Here is a 14,753-nt window from a genome sequence, read left to right on the forward strand (position 1 = left end):
TTTTAAATTTTCTTTGTACTGCCCCGAAGCAAAAGTTGTGGTTTATACTCTCTCACATTCCTTCCCTTTTTTTCTGTGCACTCGATCAGCTCCATGGTGCGTTCTCCTATATACTTTCCCATTTCCTCTACCGGAATGCCTATTGTTGTCAGCGGCACCTGCATCACATCCGCAAACGGAACGTTGTCGAAACCGACCACAGAAACATCTTCTGGGATACCAACCCCGTACATTCTCGCCGCACGATAAATACCAAATGCCATCTCGTCATTCATAGAGAAAATAGCCGTCACCTTTTTTCCCATAATATAGGGAAATAACATGTATCCGCTATTCATTGTATAATCCCCATAGACAACCAGTTCTTCATCGTAAGAAATTCCAGCTTCCTCAAGCGCCATTTTATATCCTTCCAAACGCTCCTGTGTCACCTGATAGTTCTTTTTCCCCGCCACACAACCGATCCTTCTGTGTCCGTACTCTATGAGATGCTTCGTCGCGATATATCCGCCCTGACGGTAATCAAACACTACATCCGTCCCCTCACAGGCAAATCCGTAATTATCCATAGTCATTACCGGAACATCTAGCTGCAACATGGCATCATTCAGTTTCTTTTTTTCTTCATCCGTATATTTCTCAAGCGATTTCGCCCAGATCAAGGCACTGATATTTCCCGCACCCACGTTCCGAATCAGATCACACTCCACCGCTCCGTCATCTTCGATAATATGGCAGACAAGAGAGTAGCCTCTTTTTTCAAACACATTGTTAATCTCCATGAAAAGTGATGAAATATGGGTGTTCCGCAAGTCGTTAAAGACAATCCCTATCAGCTTACTCTTTTTATTCACAAGGCTTACCGCTGCATTATTCGGCTGATAATTATACTTTCGTGCAACTTCTATTACTTTTGCTTTTGTTTTCTCCGACACCCTAGTTTTCTTTGAAGACAGTGCCATAGACACCGTAGCCACCGAGACTCCACACTCACGTGCAATATCCTTTATCGTCACCTGCATCACTGTTCCTCCGATATATCTTCCACTCTATTTCTATCCGCGTTTCTGTATATCTTACTATTGTAAAGCAAATCATAATATCTGACAAGGAATTTCCCCTGTACTTTCTTGTCTGGATTTTAAATTTATTTGCTTCAGCCACCCTAATTGCTTCTGCATACCAGCAAATTTGGGCCGTGTTCTTTCTTAAAAGAACACGGCCTAAAATGGGCAAGGGGTGTCCCAAACTCAGACAGCTCTGCTCCCTATTATCCCTTCTTTTCCGTTATCCCCCATCCGGCATTGCCAATGCAGCGCATGACCTGTCCCGATGGATCCACAATTGCAGCATCGCAAAAAGCGGTCCTGATAACCCTTGCCGCTGTTCATCAGGGGTTCGTTCTTGATCTTTTTTATGTTTATTATATCATGAACAAAACTGTAGCCAAGGTGTAAATATTTACACAAATGCAGTATATAAATTTACAAATCATACATTATACCAGATTTGGTTTTGAATTATTTGCTTATTTCTGATAAAGCGCCATCAATTTCTCCACTGCTTTCAATAACACAAGCCTCATAGTTCCATATATTTCTTTAATGCCTCATATAAAATTGCTGGTTCAATGGGTTTGGTCAGATGCATGTTCATACCAGACTCTTTTGACTTTTTTCTATCCTCATCATAGGCATTCGCAGTCATAGCAATGATCGGAACCGTCTTTGCATCGGCACGGTTCAGCATACGAATTGCCTTCGCTGCCTCTAATCCATCCAGTATAGGCATACGTATATCCATCAAAACGGCATCAAATGCCCCCACCGGTGAGTCCTCAAACGCTTGCACTCCTTTTTGTCCGTTGTCCATCCAATACACCGTGCAGCCCACCCTCTCCAACAGTGTTTGGGCTATTTTAGCATTAAGCGGATGATCCTCCACCAAAAGGACTTGTTTTCCCGAAAGCTTTTCCGCTGTATCAGTACGTTCGTTCTGGTCGTTTGTCAGCGATTTCAGCGCTTTTTCTGAGTCTACTTGTTCAAAATCCAAGTAAACAGACATAGTAGTCCCTCTGCCAAGTGCACTCTCTACTTCGATACGCCCCCCCATCATCTCTAACAAATTACGCGTGATAGAAAGTCCGAGTCCGGATCCTGCATATTGGGAAGAAACCATATTCTGCTCTTGTTCGAATGGTGTGAACAACCGGGTTTTCACAAACTCTTCACTCATCCCAATCCCATGGTCAATAATCTTAATGCAGTTATGAGAAATCATCCCTTCTCTTGCAAGATATTGTATATCCATGATTATCGAACCGCCTGCCGGAGTAAATTTTACCGCATTAGACAATAGATTGACGAATATCTGTTTGATACGTACAGGATCCAGATACACATACCAATCCAGATCTGCATTGTGGTTGACGATTTGAAAGTCGATCTTCTTTTTCTCCACAGATGGTTTGATCAAAGCAACTATACTTTCATATAAAGTTTTAATATATACAATTTGTTTGTTAAGCTGCATCTTTCCACGTTCGATGCGCTGGAAGTCCAACGTGTCATTAATGAGGCTCAGTAAATATATACCAGATTCTTTCATTCTGGCAATATAGTCCTTTAATATGTTCGGATCATTCTCCTGGGACGAAAGCTCCGCCAAGCCAAGAATTCCGTTCATAGGCGTCCGCATATCATGGCTCATTCGGGAAAGAAATTCCGATTTGGAATGACTTGCCTCTTCCGCGGCATGAAGCGCCCGGGCCAGTGCTTCTTTTTGCTTTTCTTCCTGCTCGTAGGTATCAGAAACATCCTGAACCGCACAAAGAATTGTGTCCCGGCTGTTCTCAAGATAAGTGTACATGATGCGCTTATATACCGGCTTATCACCGGTTCGTTTGACATAAAGACTATCATAAACTGCCATTTTTTCAAGTTGCTGTTTGATGTACTGCAGGCTGTTTTCACGGCCAGTCCGGTCTGCATTTTCCGTATTCTCAAAGACATCAAGGCCAGCCTGTATTTCTGTGAACGCCTTTAAATGTGCTTCTTTCATCCCGTTTTTAAATGGCTGGACAGCCCCTGTTTTTGCATCAACAGTCATGATGATCTGATAATCCACATCAAGAAGACGATTTACTACAAGCTCTGCCCGTACCATATCTGTAATGTCCCGCAAAACCGAGGCTGCCTCCACATCGCCGGTATAAGGGTTTACAAGCATATCAAAACTGCTTTGCACCCATCGGGAATCATGTTTGAGATGATGGCGGATTTCAATATGTGTTGTACCATTTTCAAACGCCCGCAGCATGGTTTTGCAATCATAGACGGGTAAGAATCGTTTTTCCTCTTCAGCATCGGCGGAACATTCCCGAATACCACGCAGAACATCATCCACCGTCGTACACGACATGATTCTATATAGCTCTGGATTAGAGCTCTCTGCCTCAGTCATTCGATTCTGCGTAAGATTATAGCTTGCCATTGCAAGCGCTTCCTGAGCTGCGACCTTCCGAAGCCGCAGCTGCTCCTCATAGTTTTGTTCGCGCTCCTTTTGTTCCGTGATATTAACGGCAGTGCCAATACACTCTTTACACATACCATTTTTATCAAAAACAGGTGTATAAATCACACGCTGCCATATATATTTTGAGCCATCCGGCGACTTACAACGTATATCTTTTTGAATCCGCCTTCCTTCGCCGCAATGGGCAAACAGCCACGCAAAGTCCTCTACGCTGTCCTGATGGATTAAGCCATCCCGTCCTGCATCAAGAAACACGTCCGGGATATTCTCAATTACCTTTGGCCAGCCATAATTTGTGCCGAACGCGCCGGAATCTGTTACAATTTTACGTTTAAAATCATAACGCCATTCCATAACCTGGGCACTAGCCAGTGCGGCATTAAGCATCGTGCGGTTGTTTTGCAGCTCCTGCTGCGTACGCATCATCTCATCACAATCACTAAAAGCTGCATATACCTTGATAAAATTTTCGCGGCGCTCAACCGCACAGGCCGTCAGGTTCAGCCATTTCCATTGGCCATCGCCACATTTGGCACGATACAGAGCATTTACTTTATCCTCTCCAGCTTTCAACCTCAGGATAGCGGATTCTATAATTTTGCGGTCCTTCGGATGGACAGCCTCCAAGGAATTTGTCCCTAAAAATTGTTTGCGCGCAGCCGGCTCCGCACCGAGCATATTATAATAGGCCGCATTTAAATTGAGAAGAGACGCTTGGCCGCCTTTGATTTCATAGATACCGATCCCGGCAGGCACCTCATCCAGCAAGTTATTCAACAGAAACATTCGTTCCTGTTCTTCGTTGATGTCTATAAGAACGCCAATCGTCCTGGTTGGTGTACCTTCTGTATCTCCATAGAAAAAGGCTATCATACGGCACCAATGAAACGTACCATTTTTCATTTTTAGGCGTAAAGTCACCTCTACACGTTCATTACTGCTGCCTGATGAAGTTTCTGCGAAAAAACGCTGCAACTCAGCACGGTCATCCGGATGCACAATATCTGCCGGACCGCGGTTGTTCAGGATATCCTCATTGCTGACATCACTGATTGCATAATTTTGGTATGCCTCCGAGCTATAAAAACTGCCGTCCTTTAAATTCCATTCAAACACAGCAGCGTTAAGTTCACTGATAACGGTTCGGAATCTGCTTTGTTCCAACGCCGTATTCAACTCCGCTTCCTTTTCCTTTGTCACATCTGTAACAATAGACACAATAAGAAACGTGTCCGGCGAATCCTGTTTAATTGCAGCAAAACGCCGATTCAGCCATAGTGTTTTTCCATCTGGGCGGAGATAGCGGTGGGTAATATCTGCAGGCTTTCCACTCGAAAGCGCTGTTCGGGCTGCAGCCCATATTCTCTGACAATCAGTCTCCGATACCGCAGCACTGATAAACGCTTCCATCTCCGCCTGATATTGTACGCGTTCAACTCCTACATTATGAAAAAAAGCATCGTTGGCATAGATAAGTTCTTTTTTGTTGTCTATAATTTTAATCAGGGACATACTGCTTCCGGCATTTTCTGCAATCAGAGATAATTGCGAGGCAACTTCCTTTTCGCCTGTAATATCCGTAAAAGAGGTAAAGGCAAACTCCTGCCCGCCAAAATTAACCTTGGAAACATTCAGCTTCACCCATCGGATTTGGCCGTCTTTGCGTACGATCCTGTATTCATAGCCCGTGGCTTCTCCCTCTTGGTCAAAGACAAATTTGCTCTGACGTGTAACAGGTGTATCCTGCGGGAACATCAGCGCGTCAAAATCTGTTTTGATAGGCTGGTATTCCTCCTCTGTATATCCGATCAGCTTATAATACGCCTTATTTAAAAAAATAGGTTCAGAGGTTTCTAAATCATACAGACCTATCCCACAGGGTGCCAAATCACCTATTATCTTCATTTGCTCTAAAACTTCTGTATTTTCACTTTTCATCACTGTTGGCCTCTTTTCCAGATCTATTGTACTCGCTCTTCTTCAACTCCGATGCTGCAAAGGTAATCCCCAATTCTCAGTACAATATTATTGCCGCTTTGTATTATTTATCTTTTGTCAAATCCGCAATTTTATTGCCATATCTATAGTTGTTTTGTGAGAAAATCATTAAATCACAGCTTTTATCTTTACTTTATTACATTATAAAGGCAATCCTTCTTTTTTGCAACATGTTTACTTTTAGTGTCAACTTGAGTTTTAGTCAATTTTATTGCCAATTTTCATTGCTGTTTTTACTTTTTCTTGTTATACTATTTCCAGGAGGTATTGCATATGGAATTTTCAGAAAAACTATCGGCGTTGTTATCCCTTACCGCCACAAAAAATGTAATGCTGGCCCGTGCTCTGGAGATAGATACCGCACAGATCAGCCGTCTGAAAAAAGGAACCCGAAAAATGCCAGCGAAACTCTCCCTGGTACAAGGCATAGCCGGTTATTTTGCCGGCCGGTTTGACAGCGAGTATCGCCTCTCCGCACTATATGAGCTGACAGGAGACGTACGCTTGCATACAAATTTAGATGAATCGACCCTTACAAAGGTCATCTACGAATGGCTGATTGCACCAAACTCTGCTCCTAAAAGTCAAATAAGCCGTTTCCTCGACCGTTTCGGCACTTTCTCCATGGAGGATATCAAAACAATTGCGTCCGAACCCGAAACGAAACCACTCACACTCGAGGAAACAGGATTCGTTGCCTACTACAATAATGAAGGAAAAAGGCAAGCCGTACGTGAGCTTGCCGCTTATGTTCTCTCTCTTAATACCCCCTGCACTATACGCGTATTCACAGACGAGTGTATGGATTGGATTATTGAAGACAACAGCTTCACGCGGGAATTAGCTGGATTGATCAGCCAGTGCGTGAAAAAGGGCTGTAAGTTCCAGCGCATTCAGCCGCCCGCACAAAATTCAGAAAGTATTTTCAGGTCTATTGAACGCTGGCTCCCTGCCTATTTTGCCAATGCGCTCAAGCTGTTTTACTACCCCTGGTCACGGGATGATTTGCATCGCCGTACGATCTTTGTAGTACCCGGCCATATTGCTCTGCATTCCGATTCACTCAGCGGCCAAAAAGAAACCCCCATGACCATCCTGACCACTGACCTCATGACGGTACGGCTTACGGACGAACACTATAGCAGAATCTTAGAGCGCTGTCATCCCGCAATGGCCGTTCATACTGTAGACACAGCCATTAAACCCGCTGACCGGTACGAGAGGATATCCGCCGTAGAAGATACCGCTATCTGTAAACCCGGCATGCTTTCCATTCTTGCAATCCCGCCGGATTTGATTACTCAGATTCGCAGGCGCGGCACAGCAACCGTACAGAGAATGTTTGAAGACTATACGAAAAATGCACAGGCTCGGGCCCAGGTATTGGAAAATAAAGTAATAACGGATATCCTCTGTCTGCCGGATCTGGATGAGGTATTAAAGAACACTGTACCAATTCCGGGCACGAAAATTTCCCCAACTGATTGGCTCTACTATACGCCGGAGGAGTATCAGATGCATTTGGAATACATCTTATGGTATATGGATACCTATCCCAACTATCATGTGATACTCTTGGACAAACCGCTATTTGATAATGTAACTGTGTACGTAAAAGGAAACTGCTTCGCTTTATTGATTCGTGAGAACGATCCTTTTGCATTGTTTGAAGTTACAGAGCAGGCTTTGATCGCTTCGCTGCATGAACATCTGTGGCGTCTTATCAAAGAAACCTCTCATATCGATTCCCGCCAAACAGTGGCCAAGCGCCTGCGCAGTGAATTAAAACAGCTGAAAAAAGCAATGAAAAAAAACTGATTTATAGATATGTGATCAAAAAAGAAGAAATGGGTGTATCTATAGTTTCGCTCAAATATCGAAGGTTAGTCCGCAAGCCTAAAGCTTGCGGACTAACCTCCGGTTTACCTCCTCAACAACAACCTGTACCAGGCGGTCCACGTCCATTTTCTCGTTATAACATGTATTCGCGGCTTTCCTTTCACTGCCAAACAGCTTCATCTTTTTCATTGATTCCTGCTTAACCGCCTCCACCGCTGCTGGAATCAGGTCAATAATCCCTTTATTCATATCACTGAATTTTTTAAATTCCGCCTCTACCGCAGCGATATTGATATCCGTAAAAATATTCACCTTACTGATGCCCTCCGAAACAGCCTGTTTGAAGTCAGAGTCCGTAAGGCCGGAGCCCCCATGCAGTACAAGAGGGACATCCACGGTGTTTGCAATAGTCCGAATTCTCTCAAAATCTAATTTTGGCGGCAGCTTGTATGCTCCATGTGCATTTCCTACCGCGATCGCCAATGCATCTACTTTTGTCTTTTCCACATAATCCTTCGCCATCTTCGGTTCCGTATAAAACTGCTTCGGATCAATCATATGAGAGTTACCTTCTGCAGAGCCTTCATTATCTCCTACATGACCAAGCTCCCCTTCGATTGTTGCGCCGTAAGAGTGGGCAATATCTGCCATTTCCCTTACTTTTTTTACATTCTCCTCATAGGGATCTGTAGAACAGTCATACATAATGGAAGAAAACCCTAATTCAAGTGCTTTCAGGCAAGTTTCCTTATGAAGGCCGTGATCCAAATGGATGACAACCGGCACATTTGCCTTCTTCGCCATAGGAATCAGGTAATATGACACCTCCTCCAGCGGTCCGTATGGAAACAGTACTTCCGCAGTGCCCATGATTACAGGCGAAGCCGTACTTTCCGCTGCACTTATAATTCCTCTTGCAAGTTCCAGATTTACCGCATTGAAAAGTCCTACTGCATAATGATTTTTTTTCGCAGGAATCAATACTTCATTTAAATTTACTAACATATTCCGCCTCCTAATTTTTATTAGATCATTTTATGACCCTATTTTGTGCCATCCGGCATTTATTTTCTGTTCCAGTTCGTCAAAAGTCTGCAATCCGCTCAAAGCATCATAGGCCGCCACGCAGGAAGCCCCGGTTGCCGTCGACAGCTGCAGCGTTTTCTCCAGCGGATATCCTTCCAGCATGGCAGTCAAAAATGCAGCGATGCTCGTATCCCCGGCCCCGGTACCGGAAAGGATACACTCCGGCACATAACTCTTTTCAAACCCTTCTTTGTCTGCCCAGCTGTTTAAATCCAGCCCCACCCGGTTTCCAATATTCAGGAGTGCCCTCCGGCCCGCGGTTTTATAATACATCCCAGGCGCGCCACATTTGATCAGAAGGACTTTGGCACCGAATTCCATGCATTGTCTTCCCAGGGGTTTTATATCTTTTTCGATGTCCAGAACCTCTGTGATGTCCTTCCCCGAAGCCCTTTCCTGCCATTGTTCGTAACGTTTCTTATCCAGCATAAAACAAAGTTCTTCCACGCTGGGCACAAAAAAGTCCACAAAAGGCATGACACATTCCAGAATCTTCTCCCAGTCAGCCCTGCCGGCTTGCGCATCAGGATCTACAGCCGCCATATCAAGTGAAGTTGCTGCACCCGCCGCTTTTGCACGTTTCATTATTTCCACCAATTCCGCTCCGTCATTTTCATACATAGATCTCATCAGCGGAGGATAACCAAAATGAAACAACGCCGCTTCCTCTAAAGCTTTCTGAGGAATGTCCGATGCCCGGAAGGAATGGTTTGCTCCTGAATTATGAAGAAAGATGCGGTCAATTCCCGGAACTGCCAGGATTACCGTATAGGATGTAGATTCCTTGTCTGATAAAATCATTCCCGCCTCTGCATCATATTTCTTTAAAATATTATATACCATATCGCCAAATGCATCTTTTCCGATCTTCCCCATCAAAGTAACATCCGCACCGAGTATCTTCATTGCCAGTCCGGTGTTGGCTACGGCCCCGCCAGTGTGTACGTCCGCCTGCCCCATCTGTATCAGACTGCCCGGAGAGAGTGTCTCGCTTAACTGCTTTACCTTTTTATCAGGGAATACCGGCGTGATATCCAGACAAATATGTCCGGCTGCGATTACTTTTTTCTTCATAGCTGCCTCCTGTCTTTCTTTTTCTAATACGGAAAATGGGAGACCTTTTGATCTCCCTGTTTTTTGTGTCAAGACTTATTAGATTCCCATCAGAAGATTCATCACATACATTTCCAGCGCCTCAAAATCTCTGTTATCAACACATTTTTTCTGGAAATCATAATCGAACTTATCCACCTTTTCTTCCAGAGCCTTAAATATCTTCAGGCTATTTTCCAGATGCTTATAGCTGTCCTCATCCTTTGTCGTCCTCATCGCCTTGACATCGAGACCGACATACTCTCCGTTCTCCCCATAACCATTTTCCTTCAGGACCTTGACCTGATTGAATGCAGCGCGCAGATTCTCGACGCCAAATGATTTGTCCTGGTCATAACGGATTCCGTTCTGGTCATTCAGATGCACGGTCATCAGTTTTCCCATTGCCATCGCAAATCCAATCTCATTGGCCGGATCCAGCCCTGCCAGAATTGCGTGTGCACTCTCCAGATTACCGCCTACACGAGCCGGATCTATCGTAGCCGCAGAAACAGCCATGACATGTCCCATTGTTCCGCAGATGCTTCTGTCAATCGGCTCATTTGGCTTCGGCTCGATGCAGACACGGATCTTCGGGTCATATTCCAGCATCTTATTAATTGCCTCCACCAGCATCTTTGTTGCCCAGACCGGAGATTTTGACTCTGCACACAGCGTTCCCTCTCTTGCAAGCCAGAGCACAATCATATCACAGCCAAGTTCGTTGGCGATATCTATCGAGCGGTAAGCCCTCCACATCGCATACTCTCTGTCTTTTTCAGATGTGCTCATGAATCCGCCGTCCTGCGTGTGATCATCCATCCAGAGGCGCGGAGCGACAAATTCTGCCTTCAGATCGTATTTGTCCAGTGTTTTCTTCAGTTCGCGCGCCTTCTCTTTGATTTCCTCTTCCGTGTAATCATTGATGTTCGGCACTGCATCGTCATCGTGGAACTGCACTGCGGAAAACCCCAGTTCTGCAAACCTTTTGTACTTCTCCTCTGCCGGAATGTCCCTTCTTGTTGCCGGACCATAAGAATCTGCTCCCGTATGTACATTCCAGGGACCAACTGAAAATTTGAATTTCGTCATAATAATTTTTCCTCGCTTTCATAAAAATGGGCTTTGGCGCTATTATAAGTGCTAATTATGGGAATGCCGCAGGCCCTTAACTGCTATATCTTATTTATATCAGAGACAGCAGGCTGGAAAATGACTATGTTGCGATTTTTTTTGTTGTTTATTGTTTTCACGTGGTGTATCATAAAGCCAGAGCCCCCGCAGTGAGCAGCGGAGTATTTGTCACTTACCTGCCCGCCGCCTGCATAGACAGGAATCTTATCTACTTTATTGATAAAATGTATTTCAAGGAGAATGAAGACATGTTAAAAAAAGAGGAATTTGAAATCGTACAGCATACAACGATGAACTATCTGGAAATCTTTCTGGTAGAAATGACTGCCCGCAGTCCTCACGGGCACGGAGACCTGGAAATCGGCATTCTTCTGGATGGGAGCCTTACACTTTTCACAGAGTTTAAACAGCATGAACTGCATGCCGGGGATATTTATATTATCAACAGGTATCAGATACATTCTTTTTTTAATCATGGCAGTCAGAACCAAATACTTGCGTTTCAGATTCATCCCGACTTTTACCGCAGAATTGATTATCAGCTCGGTTTCCTTCGTTTCGATAACAATATCATCCGAAACGGTGAACTGCATGACGCTCTGTACCAGACTTTGCTGTCCTGTGCTGCTTCCTATTTTTCTTCTTCCGCGCACAATGCCATCAAATGCTCCAGCCTGCTTCTGGAAGCCATTTACCAGCTGCTGACAAGAACGAAGTATACAATTGCGAGTGAAAAAGAATCCGCCACCGCCAAAAACAACTCCAAGCGCCTGAACCGGATCACAGACTACATCTCAGAACACTATATGGAACATATTGCCCTGCAGGATATCGCCGGCCTGGAGAATATCACCACCTATCATGCTTCGCATTTCATCACGCAGATGCTGGGGATTTCCTTTCAGGAATATCTGAATAATATCCGGTTCGAGCACGCCTTCCAGTTAATCTCAAAATCCGATCTGCCAATTCTGGACGTCTGCCTTGAGACAGGATTCTCCAGCAGCAGGTACCTCAATCAGATGTTCATGAGAAACCTTGGGTGCAGTGTAAAAGAGTATCGAAAAAAGCTGGAAAAGCCGCGCCCGGTTGGCGCAGCTCTCCCTACTGACAATATACAGAACCGGTATTCATTTGAACAGGCGGCTTTTGTTCTGTCCCGCATATGGAATACGTGTAAACTGTAAATGGCTTTATGAATCCTCAAACTTTTCCCGTATGTATTCATATTTGCGCTCCATTGGGCTGTGCTGAGACCCGGGGCGCAATGCCTCCCTACCCCACCTCATAAACCGCTGTCCCAAAAGCCGGAATAACCTGCCGTCCCTCCTGCCATTCTCCCGTATACAATAGCGGCATCTTCTGCTTTAGTTCAACCACAGCTTCCTCTGCGCAAAAGTTCAAAACAAACAGGAAACTTCTGCCATCCTTCCTGCGCATGATAAGCTCCACATCCTCCCCTGCGTTTACCAGTTCAGCAAATGGTTCCGAGACATTCGTATATTCCAGCAGCATTTTTACATTTTCCCGTGAAAAAGCACTTCCAAGATGCAATACTTTTCCGTTTCCCACATGGTGTTCTATGAAAGCCGCTTTTCCCGCATAATAACTGTTTTTGTAAGCAGCAAGCACTTTGCCGCCGGCAGGCTCCATAATATCGTTAAATACAGGCATCTCCATTTCACGGCCATTCCAATCTGCATAGACCGGTACCTCCGCAGGACTTGTAAAGGTATATTCTTTTATATCAGAACCTGTCAGCTTTGCAAAAAGCCCCGGCTGCGGTTCCATCACACATCTTCCATTCATGTCCTTATACCCGGCCCTGCAGCCGATAATCAGCGTACCGCCCTGTTCCACATAAAGCTTCAATAATTCCACACGCCTCTTATTCGCGATAACCGGATGCGGATAGAATAAAACCGGATACCGTTTCAGCTCATCCAGTTCGCTGCCGTGCTGCAGATAAACAACATCATAAGGGGTATGGGACTTTTCTGCTGCAGCAAAAATTTCATTTTCACTATACTTGCCGATTCTTTCATGCCATACGTCCACTTCTGCGTCCAGTACATTATCGTAATCCTTTAAAACAGCAAAACCAGCCACATAATCTGCCCCGCATAGAGGTTCCAGTGTCTGAAGTTTTTTATAAAAATCCTTTACTTCCGCCAGTTTCCGATTATCCCTGTTATCATAATCTAAGATTCCATGCCAGTACATTTCGGTTCCAAACGTGCAGGTACGCCACCGAAAAAATGATATAAAATCCGCGCCATGTGCCACACTCTGCATTGCCCAGAGCGTCAGCTGCCCCGGGTGCGGAGCCGGCCCTTCCATCCGGGTTGTCCAGCCGTTGGCCCCAGCCTGCTGCTCCATAATTCCAAAATGCGGGCAGACTGACCGCACTTCTGTCAGATGCTTAGACCACTTCCTGTCATTCAGGTCCTGTGATTTCAGCGGTTCCCGGTCCAATCCATAAGCAAAACTGGGGTAAGAATCATACATATATACATCCAGGCATTCTTCCATCATCCGATGGTTATCCACATGGTCGAACATTCCGTTCGTCATAACAAAATCTTCCGGCTTTTTATACTTACGGATGATCTCCGCCTGCATGCTGCAAAAGGAAAGTGTACTGTGGGAAATAAACCGGTAATAATCCAGATGCATATGTGGGTTCACAGCTCTGCTCAGTGTTGGCCGCGGCACATAAATCTGTTCCCATTGTGTATAGGTCTGATTCCAGAATACAGTTCCCCATGCTTCATTCAAAGCATCCAGTGTCTTATATTTCTCCTTCAGAAATACACGGAATGCTTCAGAATCCGCATCGGAATAGAATTCGGAAACCTCACAGTTCAGCTCATTGTCAATCTGCCATCCCACAATCGCCGGATGCCCGCCATAATGTGCCGCAATTTCCGTTACCACTCTTGCTGACAGTTCCCTGTATACCGGCGCATTATAATTATAATGCCTTCTGCCGCCATGGCGGTACAAAACGCCCTCCATGCTGCTGTTCAGTACTTCCGGATATTTTTCCGTCAGCCATGCCGGCGGCGTTGCTGTGGGGGTTCCAAATATGACTTTCATTCCCTTCCCCTGGCACAGTTCTAAAAAATCATCAAAAAATGTAAACGTAAAGCGTCCTTCCTCCGGTTCAAATTTATTCCACGCAAACTCCGCAATACGAATTACTGTAATCCCGATATCCAGCATCCGTGTTAAATCCGCTTCCCACAGCGCTTTATCCCAGTGCTCGGGATAATAGCACACTCCCATTGTCATTTTGTTCCATTGAAAATTCTGCTTTTTCTTCATAACTCCACTTCTCCGTTTCCTGCATAAGTTGCCCGTTATTAATTTTACGATGTACTGGTATAGTAGTTTTTTCCCAAGAACATGAACTGCGGCATGCCCTCAGGGTTTGAGAAACAAAATTTCTTCTCCCTATCTATTTTACAGAATCGTAAACGGAGCGAAAAGAGAGAAATCCGAACATTTATAAATAAATGGGCATGTCAGAAATCCCGGACTTCTGACATGCCTGTTTTATACTGCTCCGGTACTGAAGGATCCGAAGAATACGGTTACAGATGTGGCCTACCAGTTGAACTTTTCCTCAAGTAATCCTTTTTCTTCGGTGTTTAGAAAGTATATGGGATGCACGCCTACCTATTTCCGAGCCGGATATTTCTCTGCATTCTTTTCTGCTTTGTCTTCCACCGCCCGTGCCAGATCGATGTCAAAGTGTTTACATATCCGGCAGAGATACCAGAAGACATCGGCGATCTCTTCCTGCAGATGTTCAAATTCCCGGGGTTCTTCCTTTACACTGTCCGCTTCATCAGAATGAAGCCACATAAATATTTCCGCAAGTTCTGCTGCCTCAACGGTGAGAGCCATCACAAGATCCTTAGCGTTCTGATCTTTACGCCAGCCCCGGGCGTCTGAAAACTCCTGAATATACTCCTTAATCTCCGCCAATGTTGTAACTTTGTCTTTCATTTATATAATCCTCATTTCTCATATAATCTTGTAATTCAGTGTCTACTCACCTTCAT

General features: G+C 44.8%; 9 protein-coding genes. 2 read left to right on the forward strand and 7 right to left on the reverse strand.

Annotated elements, in window-relative coordinates:
- Positions 1–2: 2 nt before the first annotated feature.
- Complete coding sequence (locus MWG26_RS17880) at positions 3–1,022, reverse strand: LacI family DNA-binding transcriptional regulator (protein ID WP_025656235.1); 1,020 nt, start codon at positions 1,020–1,022, stop codon at positions 3–5.
- Positions 1,023–1,581: 559 nt separating this feature from the next.
- Positions 1,582–5,439, reverse strand: coding sequence for a PAS domain-containing protein (locus MWG26_RS17885; protein ID WP_244062763.1), 3,858 nt, complete (start codon positions 5,437–5,439; stop codon positions 1,582–1,584).
- Between the two features lie 366 nt (positions 5,440–5,805).
- On the opposite strand from MWG26_RS17885, the gene MWG26_RS17890 reads away from it, so the two are divergent.
- The gene (locus MWG26_RS17890) at positions 5,806–7,350 is read left to right on the forward strand and encodes a hypothetical protein (protein WP_025656232.1); all 1,545 of its coding nucleotides are present in this window, start codon (positions 5,806–5,808) and stop codon (positions 7,348–7,350) included.
- A gap of 78 nt (positions 7,351–7,428) precedes the next feature.
- On the opposite strand, the gene MWG26_RS17895 is transcribed toward MWG26_RS17890, so the two are convergent.
- From MWG26_RS17895 to MWG26_RS17905, 3 genes are all read right to left on the reverse strand, one after another.
- Entirely contained in the window at positions 7,429–8,376 is a 948-nt protein-coding gene (locus tag MWG26_RS17895; RefSeq protein ID WP_117441078.1) for a class II fructose-bisphosphate aldolase, read from the reverse strand.
- A 30-nt stretch (positions 8,377–8,406) separates the two neighbouring features.
- Positions 8,407–9,531 carry a carbohydrate kinase family protein gene (locus MWG26_RS17900; protein ID WP_025656230.1) on the reverse strand — a complete coding sequence of 375 codons (1,125 nt, stop codon included), beginning with the start codon at positions 9,529–9,531 and terminating at the stop codon, positions 8,407–8,409.
- Positions 9,532–9,609: 78 nt separating this feature from the next.
- Positions 9,610–10,641: a TIM barrel protein gene (locus MWG26_RS17905; RefSeq protein ID WP_025656229.1), complete on the reverse strand. Its 1,032-nt coding sequence runs from the start codon at positions 10,639–10,641 to the stop codon at positions 9,610–9,612.
- 290 nt (positions 10,642–10,931) lie between these two features.
- Here MWG26_RS17905 and MWG26_RS17910 point away from each other — a divergent pair, with 290 nt between their 5' ends.
- Positions 10,932–11,870, forward strand: coding sequence for an AraC family transcriptional regulator (locus MWG26_RS17910; protein ID WP_181969591.1), 939 nt, complete (start codon positions 10,932–10,934; stop codon positions 11,868–11,870).
- An 88-nt stretch (positions 11,871–11,958) separates the two neighbouring features.
- Here MWG26_RS17910 and MWG26_RS17915 read toward each other — a convergent pair whose 3' ends face one another.
- Both MWG26_RS17915 and MWG26_RS17920 read right to left on the reverse strand, forming a co-directional pair.
- Complete coding sequence (locus MWG26_RS17915) at positions 11,959–14,010, reverse strand: beta-galactosidase (RefSeq protein WP_025656228.1); 2,052 nt, start codon at positions 14,008–14,010, stop codon at positions 11,959–11,961.
- Between the two features lie 354 nt (positions 14,011–14,364).
- Positions 14,365–14,697 carry a nucleotide pyrophosphohydrolase gene (locus tag MWG26_RS17920; protein WP_025656227.1) on the reverse strand — a complete coding sequence of 111 codons (333 nt, stop codon included), beginning with the start codon at positions 14,695–14,697 and terminating at the stop codon, positions 14,365–14,367.
- Positions 14,698–14,753 lie beyond the last annotated feature (56 nt).

Origin of the sequence: Faecalicatena contorta (genome assembly GCF_022835095.1) — a bacterium.
GTDB classification, from domain to species: domain Bacteria; phylum Bacillota; class Clostridia; order Lachnospirales; family Lachnospiraceae; genus Faecalicatena; species Faecalicatena contorta.